Source organism: Enterococcus sp. DIV0210g (assembly GCF_050559705.1).
Lineage (GTDB): Bacteria > Bacillota > Bacilli > Lactobacillales > Enterococcaceae > Enterococcus_B > Enterococcus_B faecalis_A.
The window spans coordinates 918,411-940,270 of the sequence record NZ_CP187903.1; the positions used below are offsets into that span (position 1 = coordinate 918,411).

25 protein-coding genes are annotated in these 21,860 nt (G+C 37.0%); 16 read left to right on the forward strand and 9 right to left on the reverse strand.

The features are described 5' to 3' along the window. Nucleotides 1-41 precede the first annotated feature (41 nt). The 3 genes from IGI64_RS04540 to IGI64_RS04550 all read left to right on the forward strand — a co-directional run bounded on the left by IGI64_RS04540 (nt 42) and on the right by IGI64_RS04550 (nt 2,921). Complete coding sequence (locus tag IGI64_RS04540; protein WP_429939606.1) at nt 42-1,214, forward strand: nucleotidyltransferase; 1,173 nt, start codon at nt 42-44, stop codon at nt 1,212-1,214. A gap of 116 nt (nt 1,215-1,330) precedes the next feature. Next, complete coding sequence (locus IGI64_RS04545; RefSeq protein WP_016624029.1) at nt 1,331-2,050, forward strand: YebC/PmpR family DNA-binding transcriptional regulator; 720 nt, start codon at nt 1,331-1,333, stop codon at nt 2,048-2,050. A 232-nt stretch (nt 2,051-2,282) separates the two neighbouring features. Continuing rightward, entirely contained in the window at nt 2,283-2,921 is a 639-nt protein-coding gene (locus IGI64_RS04550; protein ID WP_016624027.1) for a hypothetical protein, read from the forward strand. Nucleotides 2,922-3,042: 121 nt separating this feature from the next. On the opposite strand, the gene dltD is transcribed toward IGI64_RS04550, so the two are convergent. From dltD to IGI64_RS04585, 7 genes are all read right to left on the reverse strand, one after another. Continuing rightward, the gene (dltD, locus tag IGI64_RS04555) at nt 3,043-4,299 is read right to left on the reverse strand and encodes a D-alanyl-lipoteichoic acid biosynthesis protein DltD (protein ID WP_429939607.1); all 1,257 of its coding nucleotides are present in this window, start codon (nt 4,297-4,299) and stop codon (nt 3,043-3,045) included. A gap of 3 nt (nt 4,300-4,302) precedes the next feature. Then, nucleotides 4,303-4,536 carry a D-alanine--poly(phosphoribitol) ligase subunit DltC gene (gene dltC / locus IGI64_RS04560; protein ID WP_429939608.1) on the reverse strand — a complete coding sequence of 78 codons (234 nt, stop codon included), beginning with the start codon at nt 4,534-4,536 and terminating at the stop codon, nt 4,303-4,305. A gap of 36 nt (nt 4,537-4,572) precedes the next feature. Continuing rightward, nucleotides 4,573-5,781 carry a D-alanyl-lipoteichoic acid biosynthesis protein DltB gene (gene dltB / locus IGI64_RS04565; protein WP_429939609.1) on the reverse strand — a complete coding sequence of 403 codons (1,209 nt, stop codon included), beginning with the start codon at nt 5,779-5,781 and terminating at the stop codon, nt 4,573-4,575. Further along, nucleotides 5,778-7,286 carry a D-alanine--poly(phosphoribitol) ligase subunit DltA gene (gene dltA / locus IGI64_RS04570; protein ID WP_429939610.1) on the reverse strand — a complete coding sequence of 503 codons (1,509 nt, stop codon included), beginning with the start codon at nt 7,284-7,286 and terminating at the stop codon, nt 5,778-5,780. Before dltA ends, dltB begins: the two co-directional genes overlap by 4 nt. 10 nt (nt 7,287-7,296) lie before the next feature. Then, the gene (locus IGI64_RS04575; RefSeq protein ID WP_016624021.1) at nt 7,297-7,446 is read right to left on the reverse strand and encodes a teichoic acid D-Ala incorporation-associated protein DltX; all 150 of its coding nucleotides are present in this window, start codon (nt 7,444-7,446) and stop codon (nt 7,297-7,299) included. 76 nt (nt 7,447-7,522) lie between these two features. Continuing rightward, nucleotides 7,523-7,684 (reverse strand): hypothetical protein, encoded by a 162-nt coding sequence (locus tag IGI64_RS04580; protein ID WP_429939611.1) that lies wholly within the window; start codon nt 7,682-7,684, stop codon nt 7,523-7,525. Nucleotides 7,685-7,913: 229 nt separating this feature from the next. Next, nucleotides 7,914-8,519 (reverse strand): YdhK family protein, encoded by a 606-nt coding sequence (locus IGI64_RS04585; protein WP_429939612.1) that lies wholly within the window; start codon nt 8,517-8,519, stop codon nt 7,914-7,916. A 524-nt stretch (nt 8,520-9,043) separates the two neighbouring features. On the opposite strand from IGI64_RS04585, the gene IGI64_RS04590 reads away from it, so the two are divergent. The 3 genes from IGI64_RS04590 (at nt 9,044) to IGI64_RS04600 (ending at nt 11,148) form a co-directional block, all read left to right on the forward strand. After that, nucleotides 9,044-9,379 carry a hypothetical protein gene (locus IGI64_RS04590; protein WP_429939613.1) on the forward strand — a complete coding sequence of 112 codons (336 nt, stop codon included), beginning with the start codon at nt 9,044-9,046 and terminating at the stop codon, nt 9,377-9,379. Between the two features lie 366 nt (nt 9,380-9,745). Next, nucleotides 9,746-10,336 (forward strand): TMEM175 family protein, encoded by a 591-nt coding sequence (locus tag IGI64_RS04595; protein ID WP_429939614.1) that lies wholly within the window; start codon nt 9,746-9,748, stop codon nt 10,334-10,336. 44 nt (nt 10,337-10,380) lie between these two features. Then, a complete protein-coding gene (locus tag IGI64_RS04600; protein ID WP_429939615.1) occupies nt 10,381-11,148 on the forward strand; it encodes an alpha/beta hydrolase in 768 nt (255 codons plus the stop codon). Nucleotides 11,149-11,271: 123 nt separating this feature from the next. Here the strand turns inward: IGI64_RS04600 and spx are convergent, their stop codons facing one another. Continuing rightward, on the reverse strand, nt 11,272-11,703 hold the full coding sequence (gene spx, locus IGI64_RS04605) for a transcriptional regulator Spx (protein ID WP_016624012.1): 432 nt from the start codon (nt 11,701-11,703) through the stop codon (nt 11,272-11,274). An 84-nt stretch (nt 11,704-11,787) separates the two neighbouring features. Then, nucleotides 11,788-12,327 (reverse strand): CPBP family glutamic-type intramembrane protease, encoded by a 540-nt coding sequence (locus IGI64_RS04610; RefSeq protein ID WP_430596476.1) that lies wholly within the window; start codon nt 12,325-12,327, stop codon nt 11,788-11,790. A 552-nt stretch (nt 12,328-12,879) separates the two neighbouring features. On the opposite strand from IGI64_RS04610, the gene IGI64_RS04615 reads away from it, so the two are divergent. The 10 genes from IGI64_RS04615 to IGI64_RS04660 all read left to right on the forward strand — a co-directional run bounded on the left by IGI64_RS04615 (nt 12,880) and on the right by IGI64_RS04660 (nt 21,790). Further along, nucleotides 12,880-13,389: an acyltransferase gene (locus IGI64_RS04615; protein WP_429939617.1), complete on the forward strand. Its 510-nt coding sequence runs from the start codon at nt 12,880-12,882 to the stop codon at nt 13,387-13,389. A gap of 137 nt (nt 13,390-13,526) precedes the next feature. Then, nucleotides 13,527-14,060, forward strand: coding sequence for an AAA family ATPase (locus IGI64_RS04620; RefSeq protein WP_429939618.1), 534 nt, complete (start codon nt 13,527-13,529; stop codon nt 14,058-14,060). A gap of 174 nt (nt 14,061-14,234) precedes the next feature. Continuing rightward, on the forward strand, nt 14,235-14,420 hold the full coding sequence (locus tag IGI64_RS04625) for a hypothetical protein (RefSeq protein ID WP_429939619.1): 186 nt from the start codon (nt 14,235-14,237) through the stop codon (nt 14,418-14,420). A 4-nt stretch (nt 14,421-14,424) separates the two neighbouring features. Next, nucleotides 14,425-14,799: a hypothetical protein gene (locus IGI64_RS04630; RefSeq protein WP_429939620.1), complete on the forward strand. Its 375-nt coding sequence runs from the start codon at nt 14,425-14,427 to the stop codon at nt 14,797-14,799. Between the two features lie 118 nt (nt 14,800-14,917). Then, nucleotides 14,918-15,211, forward strand: coding sequence for a hypothetical protein (locus IGI64_RS04635; RefSeq protein WP_429939621.1), 294 nt, complete (start codon nt 14,918-14,920; stop codon nt 15,209-15,211). A 131-nt stretch (nt 15,212-15,342) separates the two neighbouring features. Then, nucleotides 15,343-15,567: a hypothetical protein gene (locus IGI64_RS04640; RefSeq protein WP_429939622.1), complete on the forward strand. Its 225-nt coding sequence runs from the start codon at nt 15,343-15,345 to the stop codon at nt 15,565-15,567. Between the two features lie 213 nt (nt 15,568-15,780). Further along, complete coding sequence (locus tag IGI64_RS04645; RefSeq protein ID WP_429939623.1) at nt 15,781-17,112, forward strand: PTS sugar transporter subunit IIC; 1,332 nt, start codon at nt 15,781-15,783, stop codon at nt 17,110-17,112. Further along, nucleotides 17,105-19,399, forward strand: coding sequence for a glycoside hydrolase family 3 C-terminal domain-containing protein (locus tag IGI64_RS04650; RefSeq protein ID WP_429939624.1), 2,295 nt, complete (start codon nt 17,105-17,107; stop codon nt 19,397-19,399). Before IGI64_RS04645 ends, IGI64_RS04650 begins: the two co-directional genes overlap by 8 nt. A 12-nt stretch (nt 19,400-19,411) precedes the next feature. Next, nucleotides 19,412-20,401, forward strand: a complete 990-nt coding sequence (locus IGI64_RS04655) for a LacI family DNA-binding transcriptional regulator (RefSeq protein ID WP_429939625.1) — start codon at nt 19,412-19,414, stop codon at nt 20,399-20,401. Beyond that, nucleotides 20,402-21,790 (forward strand): glycoside hydrolase family 1 protein, encoded by a 1,389-nt coding sequence (locus IGI64_RS04660; RefSeq protein ID WP_429939626.1) that lies wholly within the window; start codon nt 20,402-20,404, stop codon nt 21,788-21,790. The last annotated feature ends 70 nt before the right edge of the window (nt 21,791-21,860 follow it).

Sequence of the window (21,860 nt, forward strand, 5' to 3'; positions counted from 1 at the left end):
CACAGGCTTTTTTACTTAGAAAAAAAGAGGAGGTGAAGGAGATGAAAAGCTGCGGGATCATCGTAGAATACAATCCTTTCCATAATGGCCATGCCTATCATGCAGAAATGGCACGAAAGAAAACAGGAGCAGAAGTAGTGATTGCTGTGATGAGCGGGAATTTTTTGCAACGGGGCGAGCCAGCTATTTTAGATAAATGGCAAAGAGCTGGTCAAGCGCTGCAAAACGGTGTTGACATCGTGGTGGAGCTGCCACCTGAATGGGCAGTGCAGCCGGCAGATTATTTTGCTCGGGGCGGAATCAAATTATTGGAAGCTTTAAACTGTGATGCGTTATGTTTTGGTACAGAAGGCAGCGAACAATTCGATTATGAAGCATTTGGCACTTGGGCGTTGGAAAATGATTCATTCATTCAGCAAGAATACCAAAAAATCGGGGAGACTGGACAAAGTTATCCTGAAAAAATGACTCAGATTTTCCAAGAAAATTGGTCAGGCGAAACCATCGATTTTTCTTCACCCAATCAAATATTGGCCTTGAGCTATGCAAAAGAAAATGCAAAAATCAAACAGCCGATGAAACTTTTTCCGCTTCACCGAAAAAATGCTGATTATCATGATCAGGAAATCCGACATGAACATATCGCAAGCGCCACGGCTATCAGAAAAGCCGTGAGCGAACAGCGGCCGTTCAAAGAGACTGTACCGCTTCAAACCTATGAAGATTTGCTTGCAAAGCCGCGCCAGACTTGGGAAGATTACTGGCCATTTCTGCGCTATCAGCTCCTTGCCTCCGAAAAAAATGAGTTAACAGACATTTATCAAATGAGTGAAGGAATCGAAACACGTTTGAAACAGGCTGCTGCGAGAGCAGAAAATTTTGAAGCATTTCTTGACCAAGTAAAAACAAAGCGATACACACGAACAAGGTTACAGAGGCTAGCTTGTTATGTCTTGTTGAATATTACTTCTCAAAATATCCAAGAACAGCAAGAAAAAACGTACCTGAACATCTTAGGTTTCACTAAAGCAGGCCAACGATTTTTGAAAGAAAAAAAAGAGGCGCCTATCTTGACTCGAATAGGCAAGAAAGAAGCCAACGAAGCAAATCTCCTGATCAAAAGCGATCAACTCTACGCAATGCCGAAAAAACAGATACCGGAACAAAATTTTGGCCGGATACCGCTTCGTTATCCAAAAGAAAACGAACAATGAGCTTCTGACAAAGATTCCAATAAAAAAAGCTTCACAGAAAGGCTATTCACAAGTATAATGGAACAGGACGTTTTTGCGTTGCGAAACAACTAAACAAAAGAAAGCGAAGTGAGAATATGGGTCGTAAATGGGCAAATATTGTAGCAAAGAAAACTGCAAAAGATGCAAACAACAGTCGAATTTATGCTAAATTCGGAATCGAAATTTATGCGGCAGCGAAATCAGGTGATCCTGACCCACATGCTAACCAAAAATTACGTTTCGTCATCGAACGCGCTAAAACCTATAATGTACCGAAACACATCATTGACCGAGCAATCGAGAAAGCAAAAGGTTCAGGAGATGAAACTTATTCTGAATTGCGTTATGAAGGATTTGGCCCAAATGGTTCAATGATCATCGTTGATACATTGACAAACAATGTAAACCGCACTGCAGCAGATGTACGTGCTGCATTTGGTAAAAACGGCGGGAACATGGGTGTTTCTGGTGCTGTTTCTTACATGTTTGATAATACTGCTATTTTTGGCTTTAAAGGCGATGACGCAGATGAGATCCTTGAGTACTTGATGGAAAAAGACATCGATGTTCGCGACGTACTTGAAGAAGACGATCAAATCATCGTTTATGGAGAAGTAAGTGATTTCCACAATATCCAAGAAGCTTTAAAAGAAAAAGGCATCACTGAATTTTCAATCGCTGAGATCCAAATGATTGCTCAAAATGAAGTAACATTGACAGGCGAAGATTTGGAAAAATTTGAAAAACTCATCGATACATTAGAAGACTTAGAAGATGTACAAAATGTTTTCCATAACGTAGAATTGGAAGACTAAATAGTCTGAGCAGTTATCGAAAATAAAAAGAAGCGAGATCATCGTGTGGATTTCGAAAGGTTTGATTCTTGATCAAACCTTTCGAGACGTATACGGGTCTCAGCTTCTTTTTTTTCGAAAAGAGGCTGTTCAAACAACAAAATTTCACTTTTTTCTCTGATTTGATTTCCCTTCTATTTTACACCTGTGGTATGATAGAAATAGAAAGTGCATTAGAAGTGGGGAAGCAGATATGGAAGCAAAAATTATTCTAGAACCTTTTCAGCGTATTTTAAGCGGTTACCAAAAAGTGGAAGAACTTTCCGTCAATATTTCTGATTGTTCGCAATTAGCACAACAATACGCAAAATACGGGGTAGAAGGATATCGTTTAGGCAATTATGTCGGTACTGGATATCTTAATCGTTATTTAGAGTGCTCAGTTGAACGTGCACCTATGCTGATCTATAAACGAAAATACTTGATTCCGCTGCTTTTCAGACGTTCAGATACGGCATTTCGGTTATTTGAAGAATCCTATCGAATGGATGCTTTTTTTCTTTTACTGGAATGGAGCTTGAAACATCAGCCAAGCAAAGTACTTGTCGTAAAGAATCCTGAAAATAGCAAAAGGAAAGAATATGTGATCGACAGTGCCTATCTTGCTTTTCGTGTGAGTGAGATTTTGGACAGCGGCGGCTATCCGATCAGCAATTTTCAGACAATCGAACAGTTCATGGATTGGAATCGTATTTATCGGCTGATCGATAATGGCGGAATCGGCCGTCACAGCAAGGTTTTTGATCCGGAATTTCCAGAAAACCTGGAAGAATTGCGAATGATCATCGAGCTGGTCAAATTGAAGTATCCGTATACGGAACTAAGTGTTTAGCGAACAGCAATTATTTATTTTTGATAAAAAGACCGAGCGTATCAAGCGCTTGGTCTTTTCTTATGTTTCGGAAAATTTACAGTAAAAAAACCGGCTAGTATTATCTAGCCGGTCAAATGATTTATTTCAATTTGCTTGGTTCTAATTGCTGCCAATCTTTACTATAGAAAGAACTATCCATCTTGTAAGTGCTTGGCTTTTGCTCATCTTCAAGGAATGGTCTGATTGCTTGATCAGCAGCCAACCAGCCTCTCCAACCTAAATGGATCGCATCTTCCATGAAATAATCAGTGTCAGCTTGGTCAGTAAAATCAGCAATATGATTGAACCCTTGACTATTTAATTGGTATTTTATCTTCTTAGCAAACTCTTGCATCATTGGATGAGATAGTTTCGTATAGTTATGCCATTTTCCATTAACAGGTGGAATGATAAACAATGCTTCTGAATGATTTTTTGCCAGTTGATCCAAAATTAATTGGAAATCAGAAAACTCTGGTGAAAAACGATAATCTTGGTTTTTATCGGAATCTTTCAATTTCTCTAATCGACTCTTGAGTCCGTTATAGTAGCTGTTTTTCAAACCATAGGAATTATTGCTTGTTTCTTTTTTACCGATTTCATTTGCTAACTGTATCAGCGTTTTTTCTTGGTATTCATTTGGCAAAAGATCAACAGATTGATCAATGATTTTTTGCTTGTTTTCTATACCGATATTGCTAAAAATCTCATCCTCTCGCTTGAGCATATTCCATTGAAGTTTTTGGTAGCTCAGGCTTTTGGCAGAAGGTGAGAGACCTTTTTCTATGTTTTCTAAAATCGTTTTTAATGAAATATTGGTATTTATCTTGGGATAATCCAACAATCTTTTGGCGAAATAACGATCAGCAGAAGTGATTTTTTTCAATGAGAACAACCAGTCATAGATTTGAAGTTCAGACGAGCGTTTGTCAAAAGAATTAGCGGACAAACCATTTTTCCCAAACCATTGGGGTGAAAGAACAACGATGACTTTTTTATTTTTTAATATCTCTCCTGTTGAGCCCATCATCATTGAGAGGATCAATGATTGTGTTCCAGGGGCGCCAAGTAAGAATGGCGTGTAGCCGCGTTGATATTTTTCAGCTAAAGGAGTAGGGTGCAAAGGGCTGATCCTGCTCAATTCACTCGAGCCGAAAAAGGGAACATATTCTTTTTCGGCCAAAGCTCGATTCTTGATTACATCCCCTTCAAGCACACTTTCTGACATTGAAGCTGAAGCACGTTTGATGACTTCAGGATTGTAAGTGTCTAGACGGTAAGGAGATGTAAAAAAGACAGCGAGCAGACCGAAAGCGACAACGATTGGTCCAAAAATCGCGAAAAGTTTCTTTTTCATAACTTAACCTTTCAGAGTTGCTACTTGTTCAATGATTTTATCAGGCGTACCCCATTCCTCTCTGTCAAATTCAGAAACTGGGACTTGGACGTCTAATTGTCCATCTAGTTCAACAAATAATTCGACAGAAGCTAAAGAATCAAGAAGTCCTTCATCAAATAAGTGGATATCTCTGTTATTTCTTACTTCATCTGTTCCTGTGATTTCTTCTAAAATAGTTAAAATTTGTTCTTCCATGTGTAATCTCTCCTTAATTTTTATATGATTAGTTGATTAATTTGTAAAAAAAAGTTTGTCTAAAAATCCTGAAAAAATCAGGAGGCTGAAACAGACAGCTTGGAATGTAAAGAAGATTGCCAAGCCATGGGTAAATTTATTTGAAGGTAATTGTTTTTTATGTTTTTTCTTGAAGCGCAGCCAAGCATCAGTGAAACAAATCAAGCAAGCATGATAAAGACCATATGCGATGTAATACCATGTCAATCCATGCCAGACACCCATTAAAAGAAATAGAGCGAAATAACCGATATTCGACGCAACAACTTTACTTTTGAATATCTTTTTCTTTATCAAGAAAAACATCAAACGCATATAGACGTAATCGCGGAACCAGAAGGACAATGACATATGCCAGCGATTCCAAAATTCTTTGATGTTCCAAGATAAAAATGGTTTGTTGAAATTGATTGGTGTTTCATACCCCATCAGATAACTCGTACCGATAGCAAACAAACTATATCCCGCAAAATCAAAAAACAAGTACAGACTATAGACATACATATAACCAACCAATGACCAAGAGATTCCGCCATGCTGCAGTGACATCTCTTGGAGTACTGGAAGCAGTAGTTGACCAAGATGATAACCAATAATAAATTTGTACAAGAAACCTATAAAAATATTTTGGATTCCTTTACCTAGTAAAACGACATATTTGTCAGGATCAGGAGGCGTCAATTGGTCTGCTTCAAATCTTCGGTACCGATCAATCGGACCGGAAGAAATCGTTGGGAAAAACAGCAGAAATTGAATATAGCGGAAGGGTTGATACGATTTGATCAATCCATCTTTTATTTCAATCAGCATTTGCACTGCTTTAAATGTTAAGTAGGAAATACCTAAAAAACCAATGAGTGAAGCTTTATCTTTGTCAAAGAAAGGCATCACTTTCACTAGGATCAAAGGAGCAATTGCTAAAATAACAGCTAAAAAGTAGTAGATTGACTGATTTTTCCTTTGCCGAAGAATGAAATAGAGCCACACAAGCGCTGTTTGCCAAAGGATATAAGCAATGAGTGTTACACCTTGTATCCAATAGGTTCCGCCAAAACTAATGAATAAAAAGAATAAGGTGACTGCTGTTTGATATAAAGGCAATCTTTTTCCACGAATCAATAAAGACAAAACGATTGGGGAAAGTGCCATGGCTAAAAGTAAAAAATAAAACGGTTCTGCATAAGGGATCATGTGAGGGATCGTCATGCAAGGTTCACCTCAGCTAATAGTTTTTTACGATCGATTTTTCCATTTACTGTCTGAGGCAAAAATTCAACATAATGGAATTTTTGAGGAATCATATAGTCCATGACGAAATGTGCAAGTTCTTCTTTGATCGATTTCGTTAATTTAAAATCAGGTTGCATCAGACTATCTTCTAATACAATAAAGGCGACTAGCTGCTGGACTTTTGTCCCTTGGTATTTTGGTATGACAACGGCTTGTTTGATGCGTGTATCTTTTAAGAGATTGTGCTGGATATCTCCAAGTTCGATCCGATAACCATGCAGTTTGATTTGCTGATCGATCCGTCCGTCATAGAATAAAAGACCATCTTTTGACAGGCTTCCTGCATCGCCTGTACGGTAGCTTGTCAATCCCTCTTTTTCAAAGAAAGCTGCGGCTGTTTTTTCTGGATTATTCAAATATCCTTTTGATACGCTTGGACCTGAAATAATGATTTCGCCAATTTCACCGAAAGGAACAGGCTTGTTATCTTGGATGATCGAAACAGTTGTGTCCTCTTTTACATAGCCAATTGGTAGTTTTTCATATTTTTCCAATAATTGCTGGTCAATTCGAATGCTTGAAATAGCTACGGTTGCTTCAGTAGGGCCATAAGTATTATAGATATTTGCATGAGGGAATCGTTTTAATAGATTCTCAGCAGTTTTTTTCGTAAGTTCTTCTCCGCAGAATAAGAAAGTTTTTAAACCTGGTACATGTTCTTCATCAAATGTCGGTTCCATCAAACAAATATCAATAAAAGAAGGGGTGGATACCCAGACATTTAAGTTTAATTTTGGCAATACAGAAAATAACTCTCGGAAATTTTGTACTGTTGCTTTTTCTAAAGGTTTCAGTACACCGCCAGAAACAAGTGCTGGATAGAGAGAAAAAACAGAAAGGTCGAAAGAAAAGGGGGCTTGTGCTAAAAAGTGCATGCCTGTTTCGATATCAAATTCAGTTAATACCCATTGAATAAAACTTATTAAATTATCATGGCTGATTTGTACTCCTTTTGGTGCGCCGGTCGTTCCTGAAGTAAAGATGATATAAAAGTTATCGGTACCGCTTACCATGTTTCGGGGAGAAAAAGCTGTTTTTTGTTTACTGATGGATTGTAATTCTTCTTTTGTCATAACAGGTATCGAATGTGTATTTTCTAAGCCGTCAGCAACACTGATGATCATCGCAGGTTTTGCAACATCAATGATTGATTCGATTCGTTCTTTCGGTGTATTTGCTTCGATAGGGAGATAGGCATGACCAGCTTTTACAGAGCCTAAAAATGCCACGATCATTTCGAATTCCAAATTGCCAAAAACAGCAATCGGTCCTTCATTTAGTTCTTCTAAGTAAAAGGCAAGTGCATCGGATGCCTGTTTTAATTCACCGAAAGTATAAGTTTCGTTATTTTGATAAGCGACACGATCTGGGTCAGTGACTCCCCAATAGTCGATTGCGTCGATGATTGATTTCATTTTCATAATATTCCTCCTAAAATTCATTGTAGATAAATGTTCCTCCCTGAATATTTTTGTAGTGGTATAAGTAAATCAAGAATAGCAGTACCGCACTATAAAAAATTGTTCGGGAGATAAACGTTCCCCAATCATTCAAAAACATCTTGGATAGCCATTTTTTCATTAAAATCCCCCTTGATTTGTTTTTGTATAAGTTATTTAATTATAGGTTTTAATAACGTTTGTAAATATTATAATAATTATTCGATTTTGACTAGTATGTTACATCGATGCGTTCCTGTCGTATTATCAAAACCGCCAAAAAAACATGATGAACTATGATTGATAAAACGATAAAAGAGATAAAAAAGAAGGGTTGATACCAAACCAACAAGAACGATTCGGAAAATAAATTTTTTCATCAAACGCCTCCTTAAATAACTGATTATTCTATAAAAATATTTCTCAATAATGTTCTAAATAACGTTTACATATTTTTTGATGAATGCTGATTTATGAATAGTATAATTAAGAAAAATAAGAGCAGTTAACAAATCAACCGCTTTCGTTGATTCTCCTATTTATATAAAAAACTGAGTGAGCGGCGGCTGCCCCTTACTCAGTTTTATGTTGTTTTTAATGAACGATGGTTTAAGCTTCTTCTAATTCGTCTGCTGTTACCCATTTATGATCTTTGACTGCATCATCGCCATTTGTTGGTGTGTAGTCGACCATGTACGCTGTTTCTGTTACAGCGTCTTCAATTGTTGCTTCTGCGCCTTTCATACCTTCCATATGATCCGCTTTTAATTTAACTTTGTCGCCTTTTTTCAAATCAGTTTGATCTGTGTCTAATTCTTCTTGAACGACCCATTTGTGGTTTTCAACTTTTTCACCGGTTGTTGTTGATTCATAGGTTACTTCATACAGTGTTGTTTCATATGCTCCTGTGACAGTTGCTTCTGCGCCATCCATACCTTCCATGTGATCTGTTTTTAGGATTACTTCGGAGCCTACTGGATATTTAGGATCTGTACTTTCCACCATGCTGTCGATCACGCTTGTTTCAGAAGCGCTTTCTGTACTTTCCTCAGAAGAAGTACTTTTATCTGTGCTTTCTGAGCTGCTTGATTCTACAGTTGTAGATGATGATGCTTCAGTTGTAGATGAATCTGTTTTTTCTTTTGCCTCTCCGCATGCACCTAAAAGTAATGCAGCACCTACGCCAAGACCGATTAATAAACTTGTTTTTTTCATTGTGATCCTCCTAATAATGTTTTTTTGTGAAGCTGTATATGTCGTTCACTGGCATAATAATAACCAAGATATCGAAAATTGAAAATCGAAAAGGCTTGGAAATTCATTTTAAAAAAACTGCTTATTTAATTGTTTCATATATATCATTTAATTTTATTGTTGATTTATCAAGGCTTATTTCTGTTTTTCTTGTTTTTTTGTTCTAAATGAAAAAAATAAAATAACTTTGAGGTTTTTTGTCTATTGAAGTTTTTCATAACGGAGGAAGATGGGCGTTGCGAAAGGTTTTACATTTGACTGTTGGATGTGTTGTTATTTTTTGGGAGGGTGAAATCTTATTTATGGAGGAGAATGAAATAAAAAACTGCCGCTGATTACCGTTGCAGTGCCTATTTTTTTAGGATAAGTAACATTGATTGTCATTTTATAGGGTTGTGATAAACTTTAAAAAACTTAAAAATCACTGCTGTTATAAACAGTGGATCTTGATGAACAAAAAGAAACCGTGGTAAGGAGGAACGTAAATGAAATCGTTTGCTGAAATCATTAGTAAAGGTTTGCTGATGCTGCTTGTATTTATCGTTATCAATTTAGCAACGATCTTGTTAGTTGTAGATGAAAATGAATGGAATATGTCAAAAAGAACTTCCGAAACGATATATATAAGCAACGAGAATGAAAAAATCGATAATGGCACAAAAATAGTAAAGAAAATCAACCATTTACTTTCTGTACAAATCAACCATCTACTGCACAAATTAGATCAGCTGCATATTATAAGTATGATCAAAGAATTTATGGGGATAATCGTCCAAAAATCGGTTTTTGATTTGACAGTTCCTCGAATAATCATCCGTTGAACAAGCTGAAGCAGACAAAATATAGAAAAAACAAGAGAGACTGAATCATTGTCCTCGTATTATAAAGGTGGGAAATTTTACTATGACACATACATTTGTTTATGCACATCCAATCAAATCTTATATTTTTAGACATTTAAAACTTTCACTCGAGCAATTTTGTGAGCGCTATAATTATAATCCGGAAATAATTATTAATTGGATTTCTTATGGGCAAAGAATCGAGTCTCTGCCTGCATCCTTTCTCTATGATTTATCTAACGCAGCGCAATCAAATATGTCTGATGTTTATCATGATCTCCTGATACTTCAAGATGATTATGATTACTTTACGAGTATGTATGGTTAGATTAAGGAGAATAAAAAGTGACGAAATCAAGAATAGAAGCTTTTACAGATGCTGTTGTGGCAATTATTTTAACTGTTACAGTACTGGACATCAAAATTCCCGATTTTGCCGGGTTACAATCTTTGCTGGAAATCAGAAGTACATTATTAGCCTATGCGGTCAGCTTTATTTTTATTTCAGTCATTTGGGTCAATCATCACCGAGTGTTCCAAATGACAGAACAAATAAATTATCGGGTAGTTTGGGCAAATATTTTTTGGCTCTTTTGGCTGACTCTTTGTCCTTCAGTGACAAGCTGGGTCGGTCGAAATCCAAATGCTTTTTGGCCAGAAATGAGCTATATCGTTGTGTATACGATGTGGAGCTTTTCTTTTTCGATACTGTTATACCAAGTAAAGAAAGCAAATCCGCCAGAATCTCATGTAGTCAAAGTTCTTTCCCAGGATCGCAGAAGCGTTTTATCAATCTTTATTAATTTGAGTTTGATCCTAGGTGTTTTTTTTATTCCGATTATCGGACTGTTTGGCCGTTTTATAGTTTCTGGAATATGGATTTTTTCCTATAAGAAAGCGGCAGACTATTACCAACGTGTATTTTCGAAACGATGAAACCGTCGTTCGATTGATAGTTAAATTATTGAAGAGGTGAGAAGATGGAAAAAAGTATCATGTATGACAAAGAAAATGGATTATTGCTGGATCTCTATGGAAGTGAAAATGCAAAAGCCGCTATTATCTTGATTCACGGGGGTGGTTGGTTTCGCGGGGATAAAAAGCCAGAAAAACCATTAGCAGAAAAATTAGCCAAGGAAGATTTCTTGGTTGTTGTTCCCAATTACCGTTTAGCACCTAAGGATATTTTCCCAGCAGCTAAAGAAGATGTTCTAAAGGTATTTGAATGGTTAAATGCAAGCTCGTATCGCTTTAATGAAAAGATAGCCGCAATAGGTGCTTCAGCAGGAGGAAACTTGGCTGTTGAATTAGCCTTGGAAAAAGGAATACCTGCAGCTTCTTGGTCTGGGATCATCGATTTGTATGATTGGATGGAGGAGCATCAACAAGTAGTGCCTGTTATGAATCAGGAAAGAAATCCTAAACAAACGAATGGCAGCGACATTGATCAAACAGGCAAAAACGATGCTTTTTATAAGTGGTTTATATTAAATTACGTTGACCAGAATCTAGAACTTTTAAAGCAAGCAGATCCATTACAACGTGTCTCTGAAAAAAGCGGTCCGCTCTTTTTAGCAAATTCTATCCAGGAATTCGTTCCTTTAAGCGGTGTTTATCATTTGCAGCAAAAACTTGCAGAATACGGTGTCTCTAGTGAAGTAAAGCTGCTTGAAGGGAAAAGACATGGAATAGGTTATGTTGATGAGGTGTACCAAACGACCTTGATATTTTTACAAAGATACTTATAAATCAATTATTGTTAGAGTTTTTTCTAGTCAAAAAGCACTTGCCATTTTAGATTGCTAAATGGCAAGTGCTTTTTGTTGTCAGTTTAATGATATAGACTTATTGAATATGCTGTTTAAAGAAAATCAGATACTGTAGAAAGAATGGAACTCTTTTTGATACAATCCAGCAATCAATTGGGCTTTCCTAAACTTCACTTTTCGCACACTGCGAGGTAAAAATCGTCGGAATTCTTCTTCATTGTAGCCAACTTGAAGAGCATTTTCAGCCACAATGAGAGGTCGTCGGATCAAACTAGGATAGACTTCCATTAGTTGAAGCAACTGGAACATAGAAAGCTCATCGATATCTACGTTCAATTTTTGGAAAACTTTCGAACGAATCGAAATGATATCATCTGTACCATTTTCAGCCACCGCTAAAATCGCTTTCAATTCATTTTTGTTCAGAGGTTCTGCGAAAATATTTCGTTCTTCAAATGGGATATCATGCGCATTTAGCCATGCTCGAGCTTTTCTGCAAGTAGTACAGCTGGGGGAAACATATAAGACTAACAATGTATATCACTCCAATTCTAATCAGTAATCGGTTGTTTGGTTTTTTGACCAATCAAAAGTTTAAGCGTTTTTATAATAGCGGAACTAGAAGAAAAGTAGGTATAACGTAAAGATACTCATATCAAAAATGTAATGGATAATATAACTTACCCAGATATTTTTTGTTCTGACATAAGCGTTTGTTAGAACGACACGAGTTAAAGATGTATTGATAATTCCTTGTACAACTCCTCCATAAGTCCAAGTATGAGCCATACCAAAAATGGTCGAAGACAACACAACAGCGATAAGAGTGGTCCATGAATCATTTAATTTTAGGTATTTTCCTAAACTAACAAGTGCTAAGAATGGTACGATCGCAATAAGTTCTTCGCCCATAAGCTGGAAGATGCTTTCAAATCCATGGATAAAAAATGTCGATACATCATGAGTAAGTGCAGGATTAGCAGTAGACGTCACGGAAGAACCAAAAAGAAGAGCATTAACGATAGCAGCTACCCAAGCTAAGATGGTAAAAACAACAATTATCTTTGCATCTTTCCAAGTCAGTTTCTTGAATAAAAGCTTCCAATTGTCTTTTGCTGCCCACTCAAGTCCGCCAATATTGATCAATAGATAAAGCATTCCTCCTAAAACCGAGAATTCCGGCCAATGTTTTTTAACTGCCTCTAAAAAGGAGCCGTGTAAAAGCAGTTCTAACATGTCACTATAGAAAAAGGTAAGGAAAAAGAAGGAGAAGAGAGTGATGGAAATTAGTTTGAACCATGCAAATAAATCAAAAGAAGATTTCTCACCGTAAGTGTATGGATAATGTAAATCATAATTTTTTTTGAACATTTAAAACACCTCTATTTTATTTTTTACGTTGCTAGCTAAACGTTAGTAGAATGTTATATTGTATTAAAAATTCTGTCAATGAATAACGACTTTGTTATTTTTGAGGCGGTATATCCATATTTATAGTAAACTAATCCCAATAAAATAACTGGAATTATGTGCTGTTTTACCCTTGGTTCTACTATATGTGGCTTTTTAAAAAATAACATTTTGGAAAACGTATATTTCTTGCGCTTTTTTTATGGTGTTTTTTTAATAAATCAATTTGCTTGGTGCAAACGGCGGTATAAGTTATACTTTCCTAAATTATCTAGTAAGTATAAGGAGGCAAGTGCAGACATGAAATTTATTGAAAATTTTTTATTTAAGAGAAAAAAAAGGAAAATAAAGTTTATTGGGGAAAATGTACGGATTTCTAGTGATGCTTTGCTTGAAAATCCCGAATCGATTCGATTTGAAAGCGATACCTACTTAGGTCCAGATGCCAAAATATTAGGCAAAGGAAGTCTTTCGATTGGCTCGGGAACAGTTATCGGACACGCATTCACTTGCTATACGACAAGATATAATTATGAATCGAATTTGCTGCCTTATGATTTCAATGAGCGCTACGAAACAATTACTATCGGAAAAAATGTTTGGATCGGGGGCAATGTGACCATCGTGAAAGGCGTAACGATTGGTGAAGGCGCGGTGATTGGTGCTGGTAGTGTGATCACAAAGGATATTCCAGAGTGTGCGGTAGCAGTCGGAAACCCTGCACAAATCATAAAATATAGAAACCAGCAAAATTATTGCCGAAACAGAGATTCAGGGAATGTCTATCTGAAAATCAAGAGCATCAAATAAAACTAAAAAAGAAAGCCTATCAAGCGGGCTTTCTTTTTTAGTTGAGTACCTAGGCAAAATAGAAAAACAATAGATGGTCGACCATAATATAGCATATAATATAATCAAAACTAATGAGATGAAATGAGGTGTTAAATTTGGAAAATGATACACTTAAATCAATGTTGTTGCATAAAAAGAATATCTTAGTAATTGGGCCTGGCGGAGCAGGAAAATCTACTTTGGCTTCAAAAATAGCGCAGTATTTAAAAATCCAAGTATACCATTTGGATAAAATATATTGGGAGGCTGGTTGGAAGGCAATAAGCAAACAAAAATTTGAAGCTGAGGTAGATAAAATAATGAAATCGCCAACTCCTTGCATCATTGATGGAGACTATTCTTTTAATTTGGAGAAGAGATTAAAACATGCTGATTTGATTATATGGCTCGATATTCCCTTATACATATGTATTTTTAATATTATAAAAAGACGTTTGAAGAATATCAATCGATCCCGTCCAGATGTGACAGAAGGATGTAAAGAGAGATTATCTTTATCTTTCTTCATTTATACATTAAAGTACAAACAACGATCTGGTCAAAAGACAAAAAAATTAATTGATGAACGATACAATAAAGAGCTTATTATGTTCAATAAATACAAAGACGTAAAAAAAATAAAGTTGTAGGAAACTTAAATATGGAAACGAACAAATCAGCAGAACACAGATTGAATCACCAGTTGTTTGTTCATCCTTACTATTATATAATAAAAAAACAACATTTCGTTATTTATTGTTTAAGTAAGCGCTTGTTCTAAGGTGAACACATCATCAAATTTATAGAAAAGAAAATGATATTTTATGAAAAAAAAGCTGCCGCTAATACTTTTACTGGTTATCTTACTATCAGGTATTCTTATCTGGGGTGTTTTACCAAAAATGAAACAAGAGAAGCAGAACGTCATCAAGACAACGATTATTGATAAGAATGGAAAACAACTAAAACCTGTTCCTATTACAGAGATTTCAGGAGAACTGGGGAAATGACAGAATGAAAGAAGAAAGTATAACAAGGTGGGACAGCAGATACATCATTGGATTATTTCTTGTACTGTTTAGTTTAAAAGGGTTTGGAGAATTTGTTTTGACAGGAAGTCATTCATTTACGCTCGAGGAAGTTATTTTTAGGGCACCGTTTATTCTTGTCGTCATGAATGAATCGTTGAGAATGTGGAATGTCCAGAAACCATTCCGTTTTCTTTTTGTCGTTTTTCTGATGGATTATTTACTAAAAGAAGTACTTGATCTTTCAGGAATCGAAAAAATCACTCTTACAGTAATCCCGTATCTTGGTACTTTGAGTACTCTTTTTATCGCGCTCTCTATGATGGATTTGTATTATAAGCGTGACAATAAAATCATGTAAATCTTTCTGTTTTTATTTCGGAAAAATGTTATTATTAATTATAGAAAACGCTTTCTTGGTGGAGCTGGAACGAATTATTGCAGCAATAAAAAAACATAATATATAGGAGGAAAATTTTATGGAAAGTCAAACACCTAAAGCAGTAAAAGCAGAAATGGCAAGTACGATCTTAAAAATCGAATTTGACAATGGACAAACAAAATATCTAAGATCCAATTTAAACAAAGTACTTACTGAGTCCTTTTCATTGAAGAAAGGAACCAAAAGAAATATGTTATTGACACCTCATGCTGTATGGCTGGGTGCAAATGTAGAAATAAAAAAAGATGGAACAGTCGTGGTTAATGATACAGATGAATATTCACCAGAAGAATTGTGGAATAACAGTAAAAATCATATACATGAATTGTGATTTTATAAAAATTTTGAGGAGCCATCAACTTGATAACAAATAACCGATTTATCAAATATATAACAAAAAATTGGGAAGTAAAAACTTTGAATCTGTTTGATTCCTTCCTTATTTATATAAGTGTAATTGGTATGACAGTGAGTTTACTGACTATTATATTCCCCGATTTTTACAATTATTATACCAATGCTGTCAATTTATTTTCGATTGGTCTGATCATGGTGTTTGCTGGGCTGGGAGAAGCAATAAAATCTAAATTTGGCAAACGCCTTTTTTTGTTGTTTGGCAGCATTTGGGTCATCTATCTTTGTTTATATTATTTTACAGGTTTCCACAATCCAGCTTGGGGGAATTAGGGTTTTTATTAAGGAAAATGAATGCCATTTAAGCAATGTATAACATTCCCTATGAAAATAGGCTTTAGTCACCTACATTAGGGTGACTAAAGTCTGTTTTCTATTTTTCACACATTTATGTATACGCATACAAAAATGTGTTGTGTTTCAAATGAAGGTGTGGTATTCTCCTAATTGAACCGGTTCAATTTTAAAAAATAAGGAGATATATCAATGAGTTTTGTAGACAAATTATCTGAAAAGCTATTGCCGCTCGTTTCAAAAATGAATAGTCAACGTCATTTATTAGCTATTCGGGACAGCTTTATCATCACTATGCCGTTAGTAATGGCAGCCTCGATCATGGTGCTGCTCAATGCGCTGATTTTTTCAAATGCAGCTGTACAGAGAATTGTTGATCTTAGTTCTCTTGCTGATTTAGCTTCAATTGTGAATAACGGAACAATGAGTATTTTGTCAGTAGTCGTTTGTTATAACATTGGTTGGAATCTAGCGAGTCATTATATTCGTTCAGGGGAAATGACTGATCCTTCGTTTAGCGCAGTCCATGCAGGCGTATTGAGTGTAGCGGTCTTATTTATTTTGATGCCTGTCCAAAGCATGGTCACGTTGGCTGACGGAAGCACAGCAGAAGTTACAGGAGTTTTTATGCAAAGCCTAACATCTTCTTCAGGATTAGCTACAGCTATGATCGCTTCTGTCCTAGGTACTGAGTTATTTATGAAATTAGCGAAAATCAAAAAAATCAAGATAAAAATGCCTGACGGAGTGCCGCCAGCAGTTGCAACTTCTTTTAATTCATTGATACCAGAAACAGCAGTTATTCTATTATTCGCTCTTTTTGTTTTTGCACTGGATAAATTAGCTGGCTTGGATTTCCCTAGTCTTATCGAACTAGCGATCCAAACCCCATTGAAAGCATTTGTGTTATCTGTTCCAGGTATTTTGTTCTTGCAGTTTTTCTCTGATTTTCTTTGGGTTTTCGGTATGCATGGTTCAAGTATCTTAGCTCCGATCAGACAAGCACCATTATTGCAATCGATCCAAGAAAATATGGATGCTTTTTCAGCCGGAAAAGAGATTCCTAATATTATTACAGAGCCGTTTACAAATGCTTTTGGTCTGATTGGCGGCGGCGGTTGTATCTTACCGCTTGTCATTGCTATCTTATGGGTTTCTAGAAGACAGGATCAGCGTCAAATCGCAAAATTTGGTTTAACGACTTGCTTCTTCAATATCACGGAGCCTGTGATGTTCGGTCTGCCCGTAGTAATGAACCCGATTTACATGATTCCATGCGCATTGATCCCCTCTATCAATTTGATCATTGCCTATTTTGCAACAAGTATCGGTTTAATTGATAAAACAGTGGCAGCAGCACCTTGGATCACGCCGCCTGTATTCCAATCATTCATTGCAACTGGCGGAGACATCAAAGCAGCTGTTTTGACCGTATTACTGATTATTTTAGATGTGTTCCTATTTATTCCTTTTGTCATCGCGACAAATAAAGTGAAACGTGAAGGAGTGACAGAACTTGGTTAACTATCCATACCAAGATCCAACGAAAACGATCCGCCAGCGTGTGACTGATTTGTTGAGCCGCTTAAGCTTGAGCGAAAAAGTGGGACAAGTAAATCAACACCTGTATGGCTGGGAATGCTATCAGCAGAAAGATAATGAGATCCGCTTGACGGAAAAATTTAAAGAACATGTGAAATGGGGAGGCGGTCTGGGCGCACTTTATGGATTATTCCGAGCCGATCCATGGTCAAAAGTCGATTATTCAAATGGAATACCGGAAGAAGAAAGCTGGAAAATAGCAAATGAAGTCCAAGCATATGTCATCCAGCAATCTCGCTGGGGTATCCCAGCGCTGCTTGTTGAAGAATGTCCCCATGGCCACCAAGCGCTCAATAGTATTTCTTATCCTACGAATATTGGGCGAGGCAGTACGTTTGATACAGAATTGATCAAACGAACAAGTCGTTTGATGGCAAAAGAAATGGCGGCAAAAGGTGTTCACTTAGCGTTGGTTTCCACACTTGATTTACTTAAAGATCCACGCTGGGGACGATCAGAAGAATGTTTTGGCGAAGATCCAATCCTTAGTGCGCGGATGAGTGAAGCAATCATCGAAGGGTTTCAAGGAACGTTGATTTCTGATGAAGCAGATTTTTGGGATCAAAGTGTAATCGAGATCAAAAAAAAACCAGATCAGATTGGTGTGGTCTTGAAACATTGTATCGCACAAGGAGAAGCTTTAGGCGGGCATAATTCCGGAACCGTACCAATTGGCAGACGTGAATTTTCTGAAGTTTATACACCGCTTTTACGCAGTGCACGTAATGCTGCTGGAGTAATGGCTGCTTACAATGATATCGACGGTGTTCCTTGTCATGTCGATCAACAGTTATTAGAAATCCAGCTGCGAGAAGAAAATGGCTTCAAAGGAGTAGTCATGGCAGACGGTGTTGCATTAGATCGGTTACGAGATGTTTATTCGGAACAAACAGAAGCTGCCGCACAAGCTTTATCTGCCGGAGTAGATCTTAGTTTGTGGGACAACACCTATACGATGATCGAAGAAGGAATCCTTGATGGAACAGTCGATGAAAAGATGCTAGATAAAGCAGTAAGCAGAGTACTTGCTGTCAAATTTTTACTTGGTCTTTTTGAAAATCCCTTTATCCAGATGGACACAGAAAAAAGAAACCACGTGTTAGAAGAATCAAGAAAACTAAACGAAGAAGTCGCTCAAGAAAGTTTGGTTCTTTTGCAGAACAATGGGATTTTACCACTAGCAGCTGACGGTAAAAAAATTGCTGTCATCGGACCAAATGCAGACAATATCTATCATTTGTTAGGTGATTATTCTGCGCCGCAAACAAAAGAGCAGCAGCAAAAAACGATTTTGCAAGAAATAAAACACGTCATGTCAGACTCAGAAATTCTTTACGCAGAGGGCTGTGAAGTCAGAAATGAATTCCAGCAAGAAGCAAAAATCAAAGAAGCGCTTGATTGCGCAAAAAAAGCGGATATCGTCATTATGGTATTGGGCGGTTCGAGTGCACGAAATTTTGATATGACTTTTTTACGAAATGGTGCTGTTTCTTCAAAAGGGATCAATATGGATTCCGGCGAGAATGTGGATGTTGCTTCGCTTACACTAGGCGGATATCAAGAGCATCTATTAAAGAAAATCTCTAAGTTAGGAAAACCAATAGTCAGCATTCTGATCCAAGGACGTCCCTATGATTTAACAGTAGTCAAAGAAGTATCAGATGCTGTATTAGTTGGCTGGTTTCCAGGACAAGAAGGCGGTCGGGCAATTGCCAAAATATTGATTGGTCAAAGTAATCCTAGTGGTCGATTGAGTATCAGTTATCCGAAAAACAGCCAACAATTACCCGTTTATTATTATCAGCGAGATGCCTCGATCAATACAGATTATTATGATCAAAGCGGTCAGCCGCTTTATCCGTTTGGCACTGGCTTAAGCTACACAGAATTTGTTTATGAAAACCTTCAATGTCAAAGAGATATTGACAATCTGCTGGTATCCGTTAAAGTTAAAAATAGAGGGCGTATTGCCGGAAAAGTAAGTACACTTCTGTTTGTCAAACTTCTAGGCGGTTCTGTGATCCAGCGCAAAAAACTATTAAAGGATTTTTGCAAAGTTCAGCTTGAACCAGGTGAAGAAAAAACACTTACTTTTACTTTGTCACCAGAAGATTTCCAATATATAGGTGCAGATAATCACTGGCATTATGCGAAAAAAACAAAAATTATGGTTGAGGATCTGAGAACAGAAATCGATCTTGATTGGTAGGAGTAGAGGATTATGGCATCAATAAGAGACGTAGCAGAGTTAGCAGGAGTTTCTACAGGAACTGTTTCGCGTTATTTGAATGGGCAGCGCTTGAAGCAATCAAATATGGAAAAAATCGCTTCAGCCATCCAAGAATTAGACTATAAAGAAAATATCATCGCGAAAGGCTTAAAAAACAATCGTAGTTTTTCATTAGGCTTACTGATGAACAGCATCTCCAGCAGATTTGGTTCAGAAGTGGTATCGGGGATAGAAAAAGTAGCAGAAAAAAATGGCTATAGCATCTTGCTTAGTGGTTTTTCTGAAAATCCTCAACAAAATGATGAAAAAATCGACCATTTACTAAAACATGCAGTTGATGGTTTGATCGTTTTTTTATCCGGCGAAGAAAAAGCGGATGCAATGAAATTGACACAGATCCATGTTCCTATTGTTTCTTTAAATAGTCCCGATATCGCGACTGTTGCGGATACTCTTTTATTGAATGACCGCCAAAGTGTTTTTGAAGCAATCACGCAGTTTATCAAAGAGAAGCACAAAAAAATTGGGTATATTTCTGCGCCAACAATTGATTATACAGCGCAAGAAAGGCTTTTAGGTGCGGAAGAAGCGGTAAGCGGAACCAATGTTGAATTGAAAGTAGTCGTTGGAAACTACACGAGACAAAGCGGATATCGAGCCGCAGAAGAATTATTGGACTGGGGAGCAACAGCGATTTTTGTCAGCAATTATAATATGTCGATCGGTACATTAGAATGTTTCAATCAAAGAAGGCTGTTGATTGGACAAGATATTTCTTTTGGCCACTATGATTATTTGTCAAAAGAAGAACAAAGTATGCTGCCTCAAATCACCATTAATCCACCCGCAGAAATAATGGGTGAAAAAGCAGCGCAACTGCTGTTAGAAAGAATCAAAGGATCTGAAAATGGTTCTGATTCACAGAAACAAGTGATTTTGCTGGAAAATCAAGTACTAGGAATAACGAAAGGGGAAAAATAAATGAACTATCAATTTCCAAAAGATTTCTGGTGGGGATCTGCTGCAAGCGGGCCGCAGACAGAAGGACGCGTTGAAGGTGACGGCAAAGGAGAGAACATCTTTGATTACTGGTATGCTAAAGAACCGGAAAAGTTTTTTGATCAAGTAGGTCCAGATAAGGCATCTGAAGTTTATCAAAAATACAAAGAAGATGTTCAGCTGATGGTGCAAACAGGTCACAATACATTTCGAACATCTATCCAATGGAGCCGATTGATCCCTGATGGTACAGGGGAAATCAATTCCAAAGCAGTGGCTTTTTATCATGACTATTTTGATGAATTGATCAAAAATGGTATCGAACCTTTTGTTAATCTGTATCATTTCGACATGCCTATGCCTTTGCAAGAAAAAGGCGGCTGGTTGGCTCGCGAAACAGTAGATGCGTACGTAAACTATGCGAAGACCTGTTTTGAATTGTTTGGCGGGAAAATCAAAAAATGGTTTACTCATAATGAACCAATCGTACCAGTTGAAGCAGGCTATTTGTATCAACTTCATTACCCAGAAGAAAGCAACATGAAACATGCCGTTCAAGTCGGGTATCATGAGGCACTAGCTTCTGCTTTAGCGGTCAAAACGTATCGAGAATTGGAACAAACAGGGCAGATCGGGATCATCTTGAACCTAACGCCAAGTTACCCAAGAGATGAAAAGAATCCAGCAGATGTCAAAGCAGCAAAAATCGCTGATGCGTTCTTTAATCGTTCGTTCCTAGATCCAGCAGTCAAAGGTATTTTTCCAGAAGAATTAGTCGAGATTCTGAAAGAGTTAACACTGCTGCCAGAAATGCAAGAAGGCGATCTGGAACTAATCAAAAACAATACGATCGATCTATTAGGAATCAACTATTATCAACCACGGCGGATCATGGCGAAAGAGACACCGATCGACGAGGCAGCTTCGCCAATGCCAGAAGATTATTTTGATATTTATGATATGCCGAATAAGAAAATGAATCCTTATCGAGGCTGGGAAATCTATGAAAAAGGGATTTATGATATTTTGATCAATGTACGGGACAATTACGGCAATCTTCCTTGTTTTATTTCTGAAAATGGGATGGGTGTAGAAGACGAGAGCCGCTTCTTAAAAGAAGATGGGATGATCCACGACGATTATCGAATCGAATTTGTCAGTGAGCATTTAAAATATGTCCATCAAGCGATACAAGAAGGCTCAAGTTGTTTAGGCTATCATATGTGGACATGCATGGACAATTGGTCATGGACGAACGCTTATAAAAATCGCTATGGGTTTATTTCCGTCGATTTGGCAAATGATAGAAAGCGGACAATCAAAAAATCAGGACACTGGTTCAAAAATGTTTCCGCAAATAATGGGTTTTGAGTGGGGAAAAACCTTATAATAAATAGCACTAAATCAGTATTTTCACGTTAATTAGGAATTTAGTAAAAGA

Bases quoted from the DNA above. Each gene is read 5' to 3' on its own strand.
- IGI64_RS04540 (WP_429939606.1), top strand. From the start codon at position 42: ATGAAAAGCTGCGGGATCATCGTAGAATACAATCCTTTCCATAATGGC.
- IGI64_RS04545 (WP_016624029.1), top strand. From the start codon at position 1,331: ATGGGTCGTAAATGGGCAAATATTGTAGCAAAGAAAACTGCAAAAGAT.
- IGI64_RS04550 (WP_016624027.1), top strand. From the start codon at position 2,283: ATGGAAGCAAAAATTATTCTAGAACCTTTTCAGCGTATTTTAAGCGGT.
- dltD (WP_429939607.1), bottom strand. From the start codon at position 4,299: ATGAAAAAGAAACTTTTCGCGATTTTTGGACCAATCGTTGTCGCTTTC.
- dltC (WP_429939608.1), bottom strand. From the start codon at position 4,536: ATGGAAGAACAAATTTTAACTATTTTAGAAGAAATCACAGGAACAGAT.
- dltB (WP_429939609.1), bottom strand. From the start codon at position 5,781: ATGACGATCCCTCACATGATCCCTTATGCAGAACCGTTTTATTTTTTA.
- dltA (WP_429939610.1), bottom strand. From the start codon at position 7,286: ATGAAAATGAAATCAATCATCGACGCAATCGACTATTGGGGAGTCACT.
- IGI64_RS04575 (WP_016624021.1), bottom strand. From the start codon at position 7,446: ATGAAAAAATGGCTATCCAAGATGTTTTTGAATGATTGGGGAACGTTT.
- IGI64_RS04580 (WP_429939611.1), bottom strand. From the start codon at position 7,684: ATGAAAAAATTTATTTTCCGAATCGTTCTTGTTGGTTTGGTATCAACC.
- IGI64_RS04585 (WP_429939612.1), bottom strand. From the start codon at position 8,519: ATGAAAAAAACAAGTTTATTAATCGGTCTTGGCGTAGGTGCTGCATTA.
- IGI64_RS04590 (WP_429939613.1), top strand. From the start codon at position 9,044: ATGAAATCGTTTGCTGAAATCATTAGTAAAGGTTTGCTGATGCTGCTT.
- IGI64_RS04600 (WP_429939615.1), top strand. From the start codon at position 10,381: ATGGAAAAAAGTATCATGTATGACAAAGAAAATGGATTATTGCTGGAT.
- IGI64_RS04610 (WP_430596476.1), bottom strand. From the start codon at position 12,327: ATGCTTTATCTATTGATCAATATTGGCGGACTTGAGTGGGCAGCAAAA.
- IGI64_RS04615 (WP_429939617.1), top strand. From the start codon at position 12,880: ATGAAATTTATTGAAAATTTTTTATTTAAGAGAAAAAAAAGGAAAATA.
- IGI64_RS04625 (WP_429939619.1), top strand. From the start codon at position 14,235: ATGAAAAAAAAGCTGCCGCTAATACTTTTACTGGTTATCTTACTATCA.
- IGI64_RS04630 (WP_429939620.1), top strand. From the start codon at position 14,425: ATGAAAGAAGAAAGTATAACAAGGTGGGACAGCAGATACATCATTGGA.
- IGI64_RS04635 (WP_429939621.1), top strand. From the start codon at position 14,918: ATGGAAAGTCAAACACCTAAAGCAGTAAAAGCAGAAATGGCAAGTACG.
- IGI64_RS04640 (WP_429939622.1), top strand. From the start codon at position 15,343: ATGACAGTGAGTTTACTGACTATTATATTCCCCGATTTTTACAATTAT.
- IGI64_RS04645 (WP_429939623.1), top strand. From the start codon at position 15,781: ATGAGTTTTGTAGACAAATTATCTGAAAAGCTATTGCCGCTCGTTTCA.
- IGI64_RS04655 (WP_429939625.1), top strand. From the start codon at position 19,412: ATGGCATCAATAAGAGACGTAGCAGAGTTAGCAGGAGTTTCTACAGGA.
- IGI64_RS04660 (WP_429939626.1), top strand. From the start codon at position 20,402: ATGAACTATCAATTTCCAAAAGATTTCTGGTGGGGATCTGCTGCAAGC.